We start from the raw sequence: 17,047 nt of genomic DNA on the forward strand, positions 1-17,047 counted from the left end.
CTGCCGCCGACCGAATTTTAAGAGGCAGTTGCCATGAGTGAGCAAAAGTTAGCATTAAACGAATACCTAAAGACCGACAGTGATTATCTGCGTGGCACCATTAAAGAGGGGTTAGATTCCTCGGTGACGGGCAGTTTTAGCGACGGCGATCAGCAATTGATCAAATTCCACGGTTTCTATCAGCAGGATGACCGCGATTTACGTAACGAACGCAAGGAGCAAAAACTCGAGCCTTTATATAGTTTTATGTTACGTGCCCGCGTGCCAGGCGGTGTGTGTACGCCTAAGCAATGGTTAGGCGTGGATGAAATTGCCTCGACGCTCACCAGCTCTAACAGCATTCGTTTAACGACGCGTCAGACATTCCAATACCACGGCATTCCAAAGCGTAACCTGAAGACCATTATCCAAGGCTTGGATCGTGAAGCTCTGGATTCTATCGCTGCCTGTGGTGACGTTAATCGTAACGTGATGTGTAACCCCAATCCGGTGGAATCTAAGCTGCATGCGCAGGCCTATGAAGTGGCGAAAAAGCTGTCTGATCACCTGCTGCCGCACACTCGTGCTTACGCAGAGATTTGGTTAGACGAAGAGAAATTACTGACCACAGAAGACGAAACCGTAGAACCTGTATACGGCAAAACCTACTTACCACGTAAGTTTAAAATGGCCGTGGCCGTACCGCCTGATAACGATGTTGATGTCTACACTAACGACTTAGGCTTTATTGCCGTGGCTGAAAATGGCGAATTAGTCGGTTTTAACCTGACCGCAGGTGGCGGCATGGGCTCGACCCACGGAGAGGTAGAAACCTTCCCACGCTTAGCCGATGACTTTGGTTTTATCAAAACTGAAGATGTGATGAAGTTTGCCGAAGCTGTGATGACAGTGCAGCGTGACTGGGGTAATCGTACCAACCGTAAGCGTTCACGCCTGAAATACACCATCGTCGACCATGGCTATGAAAAGTTTAAGGCCGAAGTGGAAGCCCGTGCCGGCGTTAAGTTTGAACCCAAGCGCGATGTGGTGATTGGCGATCGCGGCGATCGTTACGGCTGGGTAGAAGGTGTTGATGGTAAGTGGCATTTAACCCTGTTTATCGAAAGCGGCCGTATCAAAGACTTGCCGGGTAAGAGCTTACAAACTGGTATGCGTGAAATCGCTAAGATCCACAAGGGTGATTTCCGTATGACCTCAAACCAGAATATGATTATCGCGGGTGTGGCGCCTGAGGATAAAGCGACTATCGAAGGGCTTGCCCGTAAACACGGTTTACTCGGCCAAGTGCTGACTCAAACCCGTGGTCATTCGATTGCCTGTGTGGCCTTACCAACCTGTCCATTGGCGATGGCGGAAGCTGAGCGTTACTTCCCTGAATTTATTGACCATATTGATGCGCTGCAGGCAAAAAATGGCATTAGCGATCAAGCCATTGTGGTGCGAATGACAGGTTGTCCAAACGGTTGCGCCCGCCCATTTGCCGCTGAAATCGGTTTAGTGGGTAAAGCGCCGGGCCGCTACAACCTGTATCTCGGGGCGAACTTCGAAGGTACTCGTCTGAATAAAATGTATAGAGAGAATATCCAAGAGGCTGAGATCCTTGCTGAATTGGATGCATTATTTGCCCGCTACGCGATTGAGCGAAATGCAGGCGAAACCTTTGGTAACTTCACTGTCCGCGTGGGCGTGGTGAAGGCGGTTATCGATGCCGCTAAGGATTTCCATGGCTGATCTTCATTCAGGGGCAACGGGTTCTGGCTTGCCGAACGTGTTGCAGAGCGTGGTAAGTCACAGTGAACTTAAAGCGCTGCTGACGGCGCCTAAAGATGTGCAGCAAGCAGAACTGGAGCGCATTAATCGCTTCTTAGCTGGCTTGACGGCTCAAGAGCGAGTGCTCTGGGGCTTAGCCTATTTGCCGGGTAATCACGCGCTGTCATCCAGTTTTGGGATCCAGGCGGCGGTGATGTTGCATATGGTGAGTCAGGTGCAATCGGATATTCCGGTGATTTTAACGGATACTGGATACCTCTTTCCTGAGACATATCAGTTTATTGACCAGCTTACCGAGCGTTTATCCTTAAACCTTAAGGTTTACCAAGCGCCGATGACGGCGGCATGGCAGGAGGCGCGCTTTGGCCAATTGTGGGAGCAGGGCTTAGAGGGTCTTGAACGTTATAATCGCCTCAATAAAGTGGAGCCTATGCAACGCGCCTTGGCTGAACTTGAAGTCGGAACTTGGTTTGCGGGACTTCGCCGCAGTCAGTCGAGCACTCGCGAAGAGTTACCGATATTGGCTATCCACGGAACTCGCTTTAAGTTGCTGCCGATTATCGAATGGTCGAATAAAGATGTGCATCTGTATCTGACGCAATTTGACTTGCCTTATCATCCTTTATGGGAGCAAGGTTATGTTTCTGTTGGGGATACTCATTCGAGCAAACCCTTAGAATTAGGGATGACAGAGGAAGAAACGCGCTTTAATGGCTTAAAACGTGAGTGCGGTTTGCATTACGAAATATAGCCAATTGTTTGATTCTATAGAAAAATGCCACAGTATTCCCTGTGGCATTTTTTATTTTATGCCGCCAAAAGAGTGTTTTGCTTAATTTTAAAGCAGCTTGGCCGTTAAGGTGTTTTGTATGTCATTCTGCCGTCATCAAAGTCAGATAAATTGTATTTTCATAGAGTTAGTTAAGATGTGTTTGCCTGAATTAAATTTTTTGTACATTTTTACTCACAGGGTTATGCACATTAGGATGTTCTGAGCTATATTTCAAAGTTCCCGTAGATGGTTTTGAGGATGTTTACTGCGCAGATACAGATTAGTCGGTATTTTGCCAAGTTAAGTTGTTGAATATCGTTATTTATGGGCTTAGTTTGCTGTGTAACGATATAACGAGACCCAAAACAGTAGATATTCCAAAAGACCTTGCTCGCAGCCGCGAGTATCCAGCAGTTTGATTGACTTGCTAGCGCTTGTTAATCAGTCATTTTCACCTCGGTCAGCTGTAGTCAAAGCTGCCGAGGTTGAGCCAAATTTGTGACATCATTAATTTATCTCCCTAAATCAATTCAGCTCGGTTTTTTGCGGTTTATGACTTACTATCATCGGCTTACACTTTGCTATTCTACTGTAAGCAAAAAATCTCTTAGACTAACAGTCAGTTTGGATGGCTTGATTGATGAGGATAATTAAATGACCGCCCCTTTGTATGCCATGCGCGATCATGTCAATCGTCCCCAAGTTAATCTTCCTGCCCCAAAGCCTAAGATGCGTGGTGTAAAGCGTGTATTCACTTGGTTAGCCAAATTGGTTTTGGGTTTATTTTTTGCCTCTATTTTAAGTGTTGTATTACTTCGTTTTATTGATCCTCCGATGTGGAGTTGGCGAATGGAGCGGGCGATATTTCCGCCAGCGCCGATTACTGAAGTGAGGCATCAGTGGCGCTCGCTTGAGCAAATCTCCCCTGAGCTACAATTAGCCGTGATTGCCGCAGAAGATCAAAAGTTTGCTGGTCACAGTGGTTTTGATTTAGACGCGATTAGTTCGGCAATCGAATACAATCAGAAAGGTAAAAAGGTTCGTGGAGCCAGTACCTTAAGCCAGCAAGCCGCAAAAAACCTCTTTATGTGGTCGAGCCGTAGTTTTATCCGTAAGGGAATCGAGGCTTGGTTTACCCTGTTAATGGAATTGATTTGGGACAAGGCGCGCATTCTCGAGGTGTATCTCAACATCGTGGAATTTGGCCCAGGGATATATGGCGCTGAAGCAGCATCTAAACATTATTTTGGTAAGAGTGCCGCCAAACTCACCCGTTATGAAGCCTCATTACTTGCAGCTGTTTTACCGAATCCTTGGCGTTATAAAGTCTCCCCCCCTTCACCTTATGTTGAGCAGCGCTCCGCTTGGATCCGCAAGCAAATGCGCCAGTTAGGTGAGGTGACGCTCAAAAAAGTCAACGAGGCACAATGAACTGGCGATTGTGATTTTGTTGTTAAATTGTAATTATGGTCTTTCTAATTAGTGGGATGAGCTTAAGTGCTTGGATGAACCAAGGAATAAACGATGTTTCAGTTTAATTTTGAGCGAGATATGGCTTCACTGCGTGAAGAATATGCTAAAGATGCAAAAATCAATATTCAACACGTCTGGCAGAATGAAACCGCAGCTGTCATTGCTAACACACTTGCTAGTGAAGTGAGTTTTGATAATGCAATGTTTGTCGACAATAAGCCAATGAGAGTGTCGGATCAACAAATACGTCAATTACCCGTTGAAGCTCAGAAAGATTTACAACAAAAAATATTACAAAATGCTGCCAATGGAATTGGTTTTTTATATGGAAGTCATCTCGTGGGGGGCTTAGATGGAAAGCCGTCACCGGAATTACTCACATCGCTACATCGTTTTATTAACAGCCCTGACATGTTTAAATTTATTCAAACGATTACGGGTATTGAAGGTATTTGTTATGCCTCACTGCAGGCGAGTCGTTATATTCAGGGGAATTTCTTAACAAGACATAATGATGTTGTGGAAAGTGAGGGTCGTAAAGTTGCATTTGTTTTTGGCTTTACGCCAGAATGGCATCCTGATTGGGGTGGTCTGCTGCAGTTTTATACTCCTAAAGGCGTGCTGACTGATACTTGGGTGCCCACATTTAATAATTTGGCATTATTCGATGTCCACCATCCTCACTCTGTTTCATTTGTCGCACCGTTTGCAAAACGCCCACGCTTTTCCGTAACAGGATGGTTTCGAACGATTGCGCCGAGTAAATAGGAAGCTTCTGACACATGTCGCGATTAGCGCCAAAGAGGTTTTAATGGTAGATTATCGCGGATTTTTGCAAATTAATGAGTTCTTATTCGCTATTAGTGATTTCTTAGCTTATCCGTTCTCAAAATTAGTTGTAATAAGCTTTTGATTTTGCAATGTTGATGTAATAAGGAATGACAATAGGTCAGTATTTAAATGCCGAAGGTAAGTGCTTTCGGTATTATTTTTGTCACTTTGACGGTAATTAAATGGAGTTTTAAATGAAAAAGATAGTTATTGCTGCGGCAATTATTGCAGCGGGGGCGGGTGCTTATTGGTACACTCAACACGGAAGTAGCTCGAGTGCTTCAGCCAATCCTTTGCTAGATTATATTCCAGCCGATACCCCTGTGTTTACTGGCCAGTTAAAGCCGTTTCCACTGAAAAACTACATACAATCCATTTCTGGCAATTACCAGCAATACTCAACTGATTCCTTAGCTCAGTTAGGCGATTTGGATAGCCCAATGGCTAAGTTTTTTGTGAGTATTTACAAGCAATATATGGATGGAATGAAAGATCCTACCGCATTGCTTAAGACTTTCGGTTTACCGAATGAGATCAAGCCTTATTTTTATACCTTAGGTGTAGTGCCTGTTCTTAAAACAGATATTAATCAAATTGATGCATTCTGGGCTGTACTGGATAAAGCCGAACAAGAAAGTGGTTATACCCACGAAAAGCGTACTTTAGCAGGGATTGACTACCGTGCTTATTCGTTTGCCGAAGAAGGTTCAACTGATAAAGCTGACCTATTATTTGCCCATAAAGATGGCATTTTAACGGTCACATTCTCGGCTTCCTCTATCGAGCCTGAAGTATTGGAAATGGCTTTAGGATTGAAGAAACCCGCCCAATCTTTAGCCGCATCTGGCATGTTGCAAGAGATCATTAAAACCCATGGTTTTATGGACGATAGCATCAGCTTTATCAACCATGTTGAGATTGTTAAAGCGATAACCTCTCAAGATGGCAATATGTTAGCTAAACAGCTCACCAAGTTCTTAGCAGAAGAAAGCCAAGGTGAAGATCCGTTAGCGCAAATCCGTACACCAGAATGTCGCACTGAGTTAACCGCGATTGCGGCTAACTGGCCGCGCACAGTGGGAGGTTTAACCGCATTCACGTCGACTGAAAAAGAAAGCCATATGGCGGCTTCTTTTGTGATTGAAAGCAAAAACCAAGCAATTTTAACGGCATTACAAAAAATGCGCGGCTTTATTCCTGCCCATTTAGCGGATATTAACAGCACTATTTTCTCGATGGGCCTTGGGATTGATGTTAATGAAGTAGCGCCTTCGCTCACCGCGATTTGGGATGATCTGCAAAAGCCGCAGTTGACCTGTGCGCCTCTGGCCGAGCTACAGGCTGAATTAAGCCAGCAAAGCCCTGCGATGTTGGGTATGTTTACCGGCATGGCTAATGGTGTTAAAGGCCTGAGTGTGTCATTACTCGACTATAAGATGAGTTCACAGGATCAAGAGCCTAAACTCGAAAGTTTAGATGCCTTAATCAGTTTAACCGCTGATAATCCTTCAATGTTATTCAACATGGTTAAGCCTTTTGCACCTATGTTGGCTGAACTGCAAGTCGCGGATAATGGTGAACCCACTGATTTATCTCCACTATTAATGTTGCCGCCAGAACTTAATATCAAACCGATGTTGGCGATTAAGGGACAACACTTAGTGGTTTACTCTGGCGATAAAGGTTTAGCGTTAGCCAATAAACTGGCGAGCGAAAAACCATCAGCCAATGGCCTTTACAGCATGTCAGCCGACTACGGTAAGATGTTTACCCCAGTGCTGACGCTGTTAGAAATGACCGGTGAACCAGTGCCTGAAGAGCTGCAAGCATTGAAAGACTATAATATGCGCGTGCAAATGAGCTTTGATGTGAATAAACAAGGTCTGGTTTTTGGCTCTGTGATGAACTCAAAGGCAAGCGATAAGAAATAAACTTATCACTCCACCGCATTTTAAAGCCAGCAAATTGCTGGCTTTTTACTAGGGCGTGTTGACGTTTCATGGTCATTTTTGCAGCAATTAGGCTGGCTTTTATGCAAGGCAAAGTCCGTGCAGTGTAGTTATTCTACATAAACGGACGATAACGCGGCAGAAAAGCCAGCCAAATGCTGCCCGAAGGGTTCGTCTGGCAAGCCCTTGCTCTTTGTCACTCGTCATTTGAGTAGAATAACTACACATCATTCCTCGTTTCGCGAGCACGAACTTGCCAGAACGAACAAAATTTAATCTCGAAACGTCAACACGCCCTAATGAGATTGGGCTAATTTGGTTTGTCGACCGTTAGTTGGATCTACGGCTTTGGGTTTGGCTGATTTAACTAAACTTACGAGTCCTTGCCATTCAATATCATTGTTTTGTGGTAACCAAATATCGGGCTCAGTGCCTTTTCCTGACAGCAACTCACCTTTAGCATCATAGGTGAGAGAGCTACTAAATCGAATCTCTAAGTCACTATTTGGCAAGGTAAATTGATGTTGTCTGGCAAAATCCCCTGAGGTTTTTTCGCCGATTAAATTCACTCTCGACCATGCTTTTGTCCGGTAGGCGATCCACTCGCATTCTTGCTTACACAAGGGACTGACAAGCAGTGCAAGACGATTATTGCCTTCGGTGAGTACTTCAGGTTTGGTGCGAACAAACCAAGGACTAAACCGGGTTTTATCGATAGTTGGTAGCCGCCGTGTCAACACGTTAAGTCGCGCAGGGCTGAGTTCAAGTTCATCAAGCGGTTTAAAATTCAACGGTTTTAAATAATCGTTTCTAAGTTCTGGCGAGCGTCGATAATGGGCAACCCCCATGATTTTTTCGACCGCTGAATGAGGTGGTATGTCCATGGCGGGCATATCCTGATAACGCGAGAGCATGGTCAGTAACTTAGGACTAAATCCCTTCGCTTGCCTGAGATCGACAATCAGTAATGGCTGCTCCATACCTTTACGTAATTCTTCTTGTTGTATTTTATCGAGTTCAAAAGCATAGAGGTCATCTATTTTGAGTCGAGCCGTGGTTGGATTTATCTGTTCTAGTGAATAGTCAGGTTTTGAGACCGTAGTCGGCCCTAAGTCATCAAGTTGAGTGAGTAGGCGTTCAAAGCTTATCTCTGTGTCGTCTTCAATCGGTTTAACTATCGTTTTAGAAGGGGGAGGCAGAGCAATAGTGACCTGCGTTGTCTGCAAATCATCATTTATCAAACTAATAATCACATAAGGTTTGATGCTTAAGCCTAAGTCTTCCCGCAGTAGGTTGAGTCGTTTAAGCCAAATCAGCTGCATTTCTTGGCTATTTTTTGCAGGCTCTGACAGATAGGCTTGGCTGGCAGAAATCCACTTACTTAAGGGGATGCCATCAATATGGGTGATAAAAGGATACTCGGCACTAATAGGATTATTTTTATGGTCTAAGGCAAGCCATTGTTCGTTGACGGGTCTCAGTGTTAAGGGTAAGTCGGCGCTACTATTGTCAACCTTCGCAACTTGAGCACCAGGATCTTTTAAGGCGTTAAGCAGTTTTGTAAGCTCCGCTGCGAACCGTTCTGTAGGAACAAGATCTTGGTATTGCTCAGTCATCAGTCCAGCAAGTCGTTCGAGTTGGTTGTCATTATGTTGTGGATCCAACGCATAAAATGCGGAGTGTTGTTCAATTTGATTGAGCAGAATATAGAGATCTTGGCGAATATCTTTTGTCGTTAACGTGGGTTGTTCTTTTTCAGGAATAGCAAAAAACGCGAGCCTGATAAGGCTCGCGCAAATAATCATGCTCAGCAAAGTTATTACCGTTCGATAGCTAAAACTCATATTCCTCCATGACGACCCTTACTGCTAAAAAGGTGTGCGACTATCGATGTAAATGCCGCTGTTGGCAATACAAATCATCATTAAGCTCCCTTAGGTTGCTCGCACTTGAGCAATTTAGCAGCAGTTTGTTTGTGTCAGCATAGAATTATGGCTGTTTTTTGTGCTGTGTCACGTCCTAGAGAATATCGTTGAGTGATACACCGATCCCAATACGTTGATTATGATGGTTATAGTCGATCAGGCTTTCACCGTAGCCATTAAAGTATTGAGTATAAAGGCGTAAGTTACCTATGATGGGATAGCTCCAAGTGATCTCTGCTGAACCTCGGTCAATATCTTTAAAGTTAGTTTTAACGGTGAGAGTGAATCTATGCTCATCAATCCCATACACGCCAACAAATTCAGCATTGCCAATATACTCATCAATATTGGGATTATCATCGCCACGGGCTTGGTGGATGTCTGTTTTTTCATCCTCAGGAATGCGCCACCACACCTTAGTTGAAAACGCCAGTGGGCCAGCATCAAAGATCATCGTGCCATAGATGCGGTTCCAACTACGGGATAATAAACCTGCTTTACCATTAGATTGGTGGACAGCGCCCAATCCCCAAAACGAGTTTGTCACACTGCCAATTTTCCAATCATTATTGAATAGCATAAAGATTTCGGGTTCGTGGTTTGTTTCACGAAAGGGTGAAGATATTTCCTTATTGTATACCTGCCAATAGGATTGATTGGTATAGGCAAAAAATAGGTGACCATTATCACCAAAGACATTGTACCAAATTGGAAACTTAAAGCTTATCTGAAACTTAGCTTCCATCTCATCGAGTTCATAGTTTGTTCCGGCGGCCTCCCCTGCATAGGGTTTCATATTCGGATCGGGATTATAGGTCGCGGGTAAAATGTAATTGACTTTATGCGGCGTTATTACAAATGGACGCTCTGAAGTCGCCAGTTCATCCTTAACGCGATCTTTGATTAAAGATTCCTCTGCCTGTAACCCTGCACAAGTTAGCAGTCCGATTAATGCGATACCTTGATAAAATGGGGACATCGACTCTCCTTGATGTGTCTGTTTGCTTTATCTTTATTTACCGAGCTTAACATTAGTCTGTGGATCTTTTGTGAGAAATACTGTCACTTGTACTACTTAACTTGAGTGAAACTGCATCTCTTCTTATGCGTTAACGCGCTGACTGAGTAGATTTTTTAGCAATAACATAGTGCTGTTATGTGAGGTGATGCAAGTTTAGGTTGCATTCCTATTTGCCCTGTTATCATGTTTTATTTAGTTATTTCAAATAATTAACTTATTTTAGTCAGTATGGTGCTTTTGCCAACCTCGTTTATAGTTAACTGGCTTAATTCAAATTTGGTTGTTATTTCTTTTTGATATAACAATTAATGATTTTATATTTATTATGGAATATAACTGGCGCTATATTGCTACACATTGATCTCATATCGGGGAATGTGATGGAAATTTTATCTTTACCAGGCCAAAGCGCTAAGGGCAAAGTCTGGCTGGTTGGTGCGGGCCCCGGCGATGTGGAGTTATTAACCCTTAAAGCGTGGCGCATTCTAAAGTCTGCCGATGCGGTGTTATACGATGCGCTCGTTAGCCAAGATATCCTCGATTTGATCCCTAAAGATGCTGAAAAAATTGCCGTCGGTAAACGTGCAGGCAAGCATAGCGCGGCGCAAGATGAAATTAATCAGTTACTGGTGACGAAAGCCTATACCCGTAAAAACGTGGTACGCCTCAAGGGCGGCGATCCGTTTATTTTTGGTCGCGGTGGTGAAGAGTTACAAACCTTAGTCGAAGCGGGCGTCGAATTTGAAGTGGTTCCCGGGATTACCGCCGCCAGCGGCACTTCGGCCTATGCGGGCATTCCATTAACCCATAGGGATTACGCCCAAGGGGTAACGTTCATCACTGGCCATTGTCAGCTCGAAAGCCGTCCGATGGATTGGCAGGGTTATGCTAATCCCAACAATACCTTAGTTGTATATATGGGGATTTTAAACGCGGGCATTATCCGTCAAGGGTTAATCAACGCAGGTCGTAGCCCAGAGACACCAGTGGCCATCGTCTCGAAGGCGACCACTCAGTCGCAGCAACGTTTTATTGGGCAATTAGATTCACTCGAACAACTTGCTGCTGATCCGCAGTTGCAAATGCCCGCATTAATGATTATTGGCGAAGTGGTTGGGTTGTCCGAAACCTTAAATTGGTTTCAGCCCAAGGGCGAAGGCCTGCTGCCGCTTGACGCTTTAAATACGACCAAAGTTGCAGCAAAAATTTAGTTAAATCAGAACATTTTTTAGAAATAGTTAAGTTAAATTAAATCCAGCTGCCTGTCGCAGCCCATTTTAGGTAAACGGAGAAGAGTATGGCCGGGCGTGAATTAAGCCACTTACAACAACTGGAAGCCGAAAGCATTCAGATCATTCGGGAAGTCGCAGCCGAATTCGATAATCCAGTCATGTTGTATTCCATCGGAAAAGATTCTTCGGTGATGTTACACCTTGCGCGTAAAGCTTTTTATCCCGGCAAGATCCCATTCCCCTTGCTGCATGTGGATACGGGCTGGAAATTCAAAGAGATGATCGCCTTTCGTGATGCGCAGGCGAAAAAATTTGGCTTTGAATTATTAACTCATACTAACCCAGAAGGCGTTGCCCAAGGGATTAACCCCTTCGACCATGGCAGTGCCAAGCACACTGACATCATGAAAACCCAAGGCTTAAAACAAGCATTAAACCAATATGGTTTTGATGCCGCTTTTGGTGGCGCCCGTCGTGATGAGGAAAAATCCCGCGCGAAAGAACGGGTGTATTCGTTCCGCGATCGCCACCATCGATGGGACCCTAAGAATCAGCGCCCCGAACTGTGGCGCACCTATAACGGCGCGGTGAACAAGGGCGAAAGTATTCGTGTCTTCCCATTATCGAATTGGACTGAACTCGATATTTGGCAATATATCTATCAAGAAAACATTGAGTTAGTACCCCTGTATTTTGCGGCTGAGCGTCCTGTGGTTGAGCGTGGTGGTCAGTTGATTATGGCCGACGATGAGCGCATGAAGCTCGAAGAAGGCGAAACCATCAAGCATGAGATAGTGCGTTTTAGAACCTTAGGTTGCTATCCATTAACGGCGGCAATGCATTCGCAGGCGGACAATCTCGAAAAAATCATCGAAGAAATGCTGCTAACTCGCTCGAGCGAACGCCAAGGGCGGTTGATTGACTCGGACCAGAGTGCATCGATGGAGCAGAAGAAACGCCAAGGTTATTTCTAAACTAAGGCATTTCGAGCGAAGGTTCAGAGACAGATTAAACCGATTTCGTGAATGTCCCGATGAAGGCTTTTAGATCAACCAAGTACCAGCAGACTTCACGAACAGTTGAGCAAGATAAGAGTGAGATAAAGATGGATAAAGCGGTCAATAAAACTAATCGTATGGCGGCTGAAATCAGCCAGCATGGGGTTAAAGAATATCTAGCTCAGCAGCAACATAAAGGTTTGTTGCGCTTTTTAACCTGTGGCAGCGTCGACGATGGCAAGAGCACCTTAATTGGTCGTTTATTGCATGACAGTGCGCAGATATATGAAGACCAACTCGCCAGCTTAAAAAATGATAGCGCTAAGATGGGTACAACGGGCGAAGCAATCGACTTAGCTTTGCTGGTGGATGGTCTGCAAGCCGAGCGTGAGCAGGGCATTACTATTGATGTGGCTTATCGTTATTTTTCAAGCGATAAGCGTAAGTTCATTATCGCCGACACCCCAGGTCATGAGCAGTACACCCGTAATATGGCGACTGGCGCCTCAACCTGTGACTTAGCGGTGATCTTAGTGGATGCGCGTTACGGCGTGCAGACCCAAACCAAGCGCCATGCCTTTATTGCCTCTTTGCTGGGTATTCGCCACTTTGTGGTCGCGGTCAATAAGATGGATTTACTCGGGTTCGATGAGCAAGTATTCAATCGTATTCGTAATGATTTTAGTGAGTTCGTTAAAGGCTTTGGTGAGTTAGATATTCACTTTGTGCCCTTATCAGCACTCAATGGCGACAACGTGGTCGAGCCAAGTTTACATACCCCTTGGTATCAGGGCGGTACATTACTGGAATTGTTGGAAACCATTGATACCCAACGTGAACTGAGTGCCTTACCCGTGCGCTTCCCTGTGCAATACGTGTCGCGTCCAAATCTGGATTTTCGGGGTTTTGCCGGTACTTTAGCCTCTGGTGTCATCAAGGTGGGTGATGAAGTGGTAGCGCTGCCTTCGGGTAAACGCAGCAAGGTTGAGCGTATCGTGACCTTCGATGGCGATTTGGCCGAGGCAACGGCGGGGCAAGCCGTCACTCTCACCTTAGAAGATGAAATCGATATTTCCCGTGGTGATTTACTGGCTCTGCCAGAGAGTGCGCCACAGGTTGCCAACCAAATCGTGGCTGACCTCGTGTGGATGGATGAAAAACCACTACAACTCGGCCAGTTATATGACATCAAGGTTGCGGGTAAAAAGACTCAAGCCTCAGTCTCGACCATAGAATATGTGGTTGATGTGAACACACTTGCGCGCAGCAGCGCCGACACACTAGGGCTCAATGCCATCGCTCGCGTGACCTTAGAGCTGACCGAAGATATCGTTTTCGATGCCTATTCTCTGGTACGTGATACTGGCGGCATGATCCTGATTGACCGTTTATCCAATGCCACTGTGGCGGCGGTGATGGTTGTGTCAGGTCAACATGTGAGCAAGCAAGTGTCTTCACAATTTAGTGCCTTTGAAATTGAGTTTAATGCGCTAGTACGTAAACACTTCCCGCACTGGCAAGCGATTGATATTTCAAAGCTTGGAGCCTAATTTGTGAGTGACTTGTGGCTATTGGCGATAGTGTTGTTTGGGTTGTTGGCAGGCTTAATTGCTGGCCGCATAAACCCTGCGGTGTTGTTTTTATTTGCTTTTTTAATATGTTACCTCCTAGGTATGGTAACGCTCGACGCAGCGCTCACTAGCTTTACTAATACTGGATTAGTCACATTAGTGTTATTGGTGCTTGCGGCGACAGCGCTGGAAAAGACTTCATTGCTGGGAAAGTTAAGCCAAGTGATTGGTAATAGCTCGTTGGCGATGACAATGGCAAAGTTGGGATTTTCCACGGCTCTGCTGTCATCATTTACCAATAACACTGCCGTTGTGGCATCTTTGATTGGGGTAGTGCGTCGTAATCAGGCCCATGCGCCCGCTAAGTTATTACTGCCGCTTAACTATGCGACGATTCTTGGGGGAACGCTCACACTGATTGGTACCTCCACTAACCTTATCGTTAATTCGTTTGTGGAGAATGCGGGCTTACCTGCGCTGGGTTTCTTTGAGTTTACCCCTGTTGCAGCGTTGATTGTACTGTTAGGCATTCCGCTACTGATCATGCTGGCTAATACCTTGCCCGACAGACGGGATGAAACGACAGAAGAAGCACTACCCTATTTACTTGAGGCCCATGTCGCTAAAGGCTCGTCTTTAGTCGGTCGCAGTGTGGTGGACAACAAGCTCAGAGCCCTAAAAAAGCTTTATTTAGTGGAGCTTGAGCGAAGCGGTATTTGTATTTGCCCGGTTCCGCCACAGTTAGTATTGCAAGCGGACGATGTGCTGCGGTTCAGTGGCGCGGTGGAGTCGGTGGAGCTATTGCATCAATTCGATGGCCTAGATTGGTTTGGTAAGCATCAGGCCAAGGGACAAAACCTAGTCGAAGCGGTATTGGCCCCTTCGTCGAGCCTAGTGGGTAGCAGCTTAAAGGAATCTCGCTTTCGCGAACAGTTTGATGCGGCGGTTATGGCGATTCGCCGTGGCCATCATCCGTTAAAAGGCGGCTTGGGCGATATCGTATTGCAACCGGGCGATGTGTTACTGCTGACGCCGGGGGATGGTTTTAGCACCAATGCTAAGCTGAGTACCGAATTTGCCGCTGTCAGCGGACTCGATTTGAATGTGCGTTTAGACACTAAACGCAGTCGTATCGTGTTAGCCGGATTTGTGTTGACGATTGGCCTGAGTCTGGCGGGGATTTTACCCTTGGCAAAAGGATTGGTGCTATTGCTGCTCAGCTACTTTGCCATTGGCGCCGTAACCTTAACTGAATTTAAGCGCCGTTTCCCGCTCGAGTTAGTCGTGATTGTGGGCAGCGCTTTGGGGTTGGCGAACCTGATGATGAGCACAGGTCTTGCTGAGGGACTCGCTCAAGGCTTACTCGGCGCAATAAATGGTTACGGGGTGTTTGGGGCGTTTGTGGGGGTTTATTTAGTTACCTTGTTGTTGACTGAACTGGTCACCAATAACGCCGCCGCGGCCTTGGCTTTTCCTATTGCCTATGCGGTGGCGCTGAATTATGGCGTCGATCCAAGGCCCTTTATTATGGCTGTGGTGTTTGGGGCTAGCGCTAGCTTTATTTCGCCCTATGGTTATCAAACCAACTTGATGGTGTTTAATGCGGGTAACTATCGTTTTAGTGATTTTGTACGGTTAGGGCTGCCCTTATCCCTACAGTATTCGCTGATTGTGATTTTTATGGTGCCGATCATCTTTCCGTTTTAACGATGCCTTTAGTCGTTGGTTTATTAAAGGTTTGAGGAGTTTTTATGAGCAATATAGTGTGGCATCAACATAGTGTCGACCAAGCAGCCAGAGCCAAACTTAAGGGGCAGAATCCGGTATTGCTTTGGTTTACCGGGCTTTCTGGCGCAGGTAAGTCGACCCTAGCAGGTGCGCTTGAGCGTGCATTATTTGAAGCGGGCTTTCACACCTATCTGCTCGATGGCGATAATGTGCGCCACGGTCTATGTAAAGATTTGGGTTTTAGCGTGGCCGACAGGGATGAAAACCTACGCCGTGTTGGCGAGGTAGCAAAACTTATGGTGGATGCGGGCTTGGTGGTGTTATCAGCTTTTATCTCTCCCACCCGAGAAGAGCGCGATAGCATACGTGCAAGATTCCCCGCTGGACAATTTATCGAAGTGCATGTATCGACGCCACTTAGCGTGTGTGAAGCGCGCGATCCCAAGGGATTGTACGTTAAAGCACGCAAGGGCGAAATCGCACATTTTACTGGGATTTCATCGCCCTATGAGGCCCCGCTCTCCGCTGAGTTGACGATTGATACCAGCAAAGGGGATTTAGCATCTCAAGTTCGGGCTTTGATTGATTATTTAACCGCAATCGACGTTATTAGCCCAAATCGCCTCACTGCGCTGGCATAGAAGCAGTCTATAACAGCTTGTTATTCAATCTTAAAGTCCTTGGCAAATAGGGCTTGAAGGGCTTTAAGGTATTCTTGGTCCTGTTTAGGAAGCACAAGCTGCGCTAGTTCATCGCCAATAGGTGTTAATCGATAATAACTAAAGAGCAAATTACCGCTCTTAGGGGTTAGCTTCATTTGAATACCGGGCATAGTGAGTTGGATGGGGGTTTTACTATTGAGTAAACCCGTTTCAAACTCACTGCTGTGGAGTATCCCCGCATCAACTAGGGTGAGAATACTGGAGTAGGGCAGACCAAATTGCGAGAGACCTAGGGTGATGTTGGTATGCTTGCGAAAATATTGGCCAATCCCGCCCGTGAGCCGATAGCCGCTAATGAGTTTTAAGCGCTGCTCATTATTCACTTTTGCTGCCATGCCTAGGGCTTTTTCGAGGATTTGCGCTTCTCTGTGCGTTAATTGCTTAAGTAGCGCTAAGGTGCGCAGGCTAAAGTTTCCTGGGTTGATGATTTCACTAGAGAGAATACGTGCCCATAGGTCCTGCATTTTTCGATTATGGATTTGCTCTGCCATCAGAAAAAATTGATGACTCCAGTCGGGATCGAGATCCACCCCCGTCATGTCGGAAGAGGTATAACTTAAGGCGAGGGCGAAAATGGTTTCAACATTTGCCTGATACTGGCTGGCGAGTTTACGCTGCCGATGCTGGGCGCGTTCGGCAATCGAGGCATTGGCTGGACGATATTCTTCCTCACTGGCGAGACCGAGTTGACGGCCAAGTAAAAGGGCTTTTTTACGGGCAGAGACCTCCGCAGCGGGAGCGGCTTCATCCGCAAGCATTAAAATATCCGAATCCTTCATGCCTTAATCCTGTATCACTTGTCTGCTAATTTACATGGCAAATTAGGGAGAATACCCGCTCTGCCAAAAGTGTCCAGCTTAGTCGATAGTTAGCTTTAAGTCTCCGAGTTGGTTTGCTTTTATTCACGCCTGCTAGACTAGGGCTGGAATTGCTGATTTTGTAACATTTTGATCCTCAGAGTGGTGATTTTTATTTTTGTGAGCAAGCTAGAATTACCGAATATCGAGGGATGGTTTGGCGCTAAGCCCGTGATCTATTTCATGTAAATAGATGAC

13 protein-coding genes are annotated in these 17,047 nt (G+C 45.7%); 10 read left to right on the forward strand and 3 right to left on the reverse strand.

Features of this window, described 5'->3' with window-relative positions; all coding sequences use genetic code 11:
• Nucleotides 1–33 precede the first annotated feature (33 nt).
• From cysI to FJD32_RS04915, 5 genes are all read left to right on the forward strand, one after another.
• Nucleotides 34–1,731, forward strand: coding sequence for an assimilatory sulfite reductase (NADPH) hemoprotein subunit (gene cysI / locus FJD32_RS04895; protein ID WP_069454348.1), 1,698 nt, complete (start codon nucleotides 34–36; stop codon nucleotides 1,729–1,731).
• The gene (locus FJD32_RS04900; protein ID WP_140906479.1) at nucleotides 1,724–2,521 is read left to right on the forward strand and encodes a phosphoadenylyl-sulfate reductase; all 798 of its coding nucleotides are present in this window, start codon (nucleotides 1,724–1,726) and stop codon (nucleotides 2,519–2,521) included. Before cysI ends, FJD32_RS04900 begins: the two co-directional genes overlap by 8 nt.
• Before the next feature lie 675 nt (nucleotides 2,522–3,196).
• Nucleotides 3,197–3,973 (forward strand): monofunctional biosynthetic peptidoglycan transglycosylase, encoded by a 777-nt coding sequence (mtgA, locus tag FJD32_RS04905; protein ID WP_140906480.1) that lies wholly within the window; start codon nucleotides 3,197–3,199, stop codon nucleotides 3,971–3,973.
• Nucleotides 3,974–4,066: 93 nt separating this feature from the next.
• Nucleotides 4,067–4,783: a 2OG-Fe(II) oxygenase family protein gene (locus FJD32_RS04910; protein ID WP_140906481.1), complete on the forward strand. Its 717-nt coding sequence runs from the start codon at nucleotides 4,067–4,069 to the stop codon at nucleotides 4,781–4,783.
• Nucleotides 4,784–5,040: 257 nt separating this feature from the next.
• Entirely contained in the window at nucleotides 5,041–6,777 is a 1,737-nt protein-coding gene (locus FJD32_RS04915; RefSeq protein WP_140906482.1) for a hypothetical protein, read from the forward strand.
• A gap of 314 nt (nucleotides 6,778–7,091) precedes the next feature.
• Here the strand turns inward: FJD32_RS04915 and FJD32_RS04920 are convergent, their stop codons facing one another.
• Nucleotides 7,092–8,639 (reverse strand): S41 family peptidase, encoded by a 1,548-nt coding sequence (locus tag FJD32_RS04920; RefSeq protein ID WP_140906483.1) that lies wholly within the window; start codon nucleotides 8,637–8,639, stop codon nucleotides 7,092–7,094.
• Nucleotides 8,640–8,814: 175 nt separating this feature from the next.
• The gene (locus tag FJD32_RS04925; protein WP_099457568.1) at nucleotides 8,815–9,699 is read right to left on the reverse strand and encodes a phospholipase A; all 885 of its coding nucleotides are present in this window, start codon (nucleotides 9,697–9,699) and stop codon (nucleotides 8,815–8,817) included.
• Nucleotides 9,700–10,121: 422 nt separating this feature from the next.
• Between FJD32_RS04925 and cobA the strand changes: the two genes are divergently transcribed.
• The 5 genes from cobA (at nucleotide 10,122) to cysC (ending at nucleotide 15,911) form a co-directional block, all read left to right on the forward strand.
• Entirely contained in the window at nucleotides 10,122–10,952 is an 831-nt protein-coding gene (cobA, locus tag FJD32_RS04930) for a uroporphyrinogen-III C-methyltransferase (RefSeq protein ID WP_037421675.1), read from the forward strand.
• Between the two features lie 86 nt (nucleotides 10,953–11,038).
• Nucleotides 11,039–11,947 carry a sulfate adenylyltransferase subunit CysD gene (cysD, locus tag FJD32_RS04935; protein WP_037421642.1) on the forward strand — a complete coding sequence of 303 codons (909 nt, stop codon included), beginning with the start codon at nucleotides 11,039–11,041 and terminating at the stop codon, nucleotides 11,945–11,947.
• Between the two features lie 131 nt (nucleotides 11,948–12,078).
• The gene (cysN, locus tag FJD32_RS04940) at nucleotides 12,079–13,521 is read left to right on the forward strand and encodes a sulfate adenylyltransferase subunit CysN (protein ID WP_037426105.1); all 1,443 of its coding nucleotides are present in this window, start codon (nucleotides 12,079–12,081) and stop codon (nucleotides 13,519–13,521) included.
• Between the two features lie 3 nt (nucleotides 13,522–13,524).
• Nucleotides 13,525–15,249, forward strand: coding sequence for an SLC13 family permease (locus tag FJD32_RS04945; RefSeq protein ID WP_140906484.1), 1,725 nt, complete (start codon nucleotides 13,525–13,527; stop codon nucleotides 15,247–15,249).
• A gap of 44 nt (nucleotides 15,250–15,293) precedes the next feature.
• Entirely contained in the window at nucleotides 15,294–15,911 is a 618-nt protein-coding gene (gene cysC / locus FJD32_RS04950) for an adenylyl-sulfate kinase (RefSeq protein ID WP_037421649.1), read from the forward strand.
• 20 nt (nucleotides 15,912–15,931) lie between these two features.
• Here the strand turns inward: cysC and FJD32_RS04955 are convergent, their stop codons facing one another.
• A complete protein-coding gene (locus FJD32_RS04955; RefSeq protein WP_037426109.1) occupies nucleotides 15,932–16,771 on the reverse strand; it encodes a TIGR03899 family protein in 840 nt (279 codons plus the stop codon).
• Nucleotides 16,772–17,047 lie beyond the last annotated feature (276 nt).

This window comes from Shewanella sp. LC6, assembly GCF_006385735.2.
Classification (GTDB): Bacteria; Pseudomonadota; Gammaproteobacteria; order Enterobacterales; family Shewanellaceae; genus Shewanella; species Shewanella xiamenensis.

Excerpts from the sequence above, each read along its gene's own strand:
- cysI (WP_069454348.1), top strand. The coding sequence starts at position 34 with ATGAGTGAGCAAAAGTTAGCATTAAACGAATACCTAAAGACCGACAGT.
- FJD32_RS04900 (WP_140906479.1), top strand. The coding sequence starts at position 1,724 with ATGGCTGATCTTCATTCAGGGGCAACGGGTTCTGGCTTGCCGAACGTG.
- mtgA (WP_140906480.1), top strand. The coding sequence starts at position 3,197 with ATGACCGCCCCTTTGTATGCCATGCGCGATCATGTCAATCGTCCCCAA.
- FJD32_RS04910 (WP_140906481.1), top strand. The coding sequence starts at position 4,067 with ATGTTTCAGTTTAATTTTGAGCGAGATATGGCTTCACTGCGTGAAGAA.
- FJD32_RS04915 (WP_140906482.1), top strand. The coding sequence starts at position 5,041 with ATGAAAAAGATAGTTATTGCTGCGGCAATTATTGCAGCGGGGGCGGGT.
- FJD32_RS04920 (WP_140906483.1), bottom strand. The coding sequence starts at position 8,639 with ATGAGTTTTAGCTATCGAACGGTAATAACTTTGCTGAGCATGATTATT.
- FJD32_RS04925 (WP_099457568.1), bottom strand. The coding sequence starts at position 9,699 with ATGTCCCCATTTTATCAAGGTATCGCATTAATCGGACTGCTAACTTGT.
- cobA (WP_037421675.1), top strand. The coding sequence starts at position 10,122 with ATGGAAATTTTATCTTTACCAGGCCAAAGCGCTAAGGGCAAAGTCTGG.
- cysD (WP_037421642.1), top strand. The coding sequence starts at position 11,039 with ATGGCCGGGCGTGAATTAAGCCACTTACAACAACTGGAAGCCGAAAGC.
- cysN (WP_037426105.1), top strand. The coding sequence starts at position 12,079 with ATGGATAAAGCGGTCAATAAAACTAATCGTATGGCGGCTGAAATCAGC.
- cysC (WP_037421649.1), top strand. The coding sequence starts at position 15,294 with ATGAGCAATATAGTGTGGCATCAACATAGTGTCGACCAAGCAGCCAGA.
- FJD32_RS04955 (WP_037426109.1), bottom strand. The coding sequence starts at position 16,771 with ATGAAGGATTCGGATATTTTAATGCTTGCGGATGAAGCCGCTCCCGCT.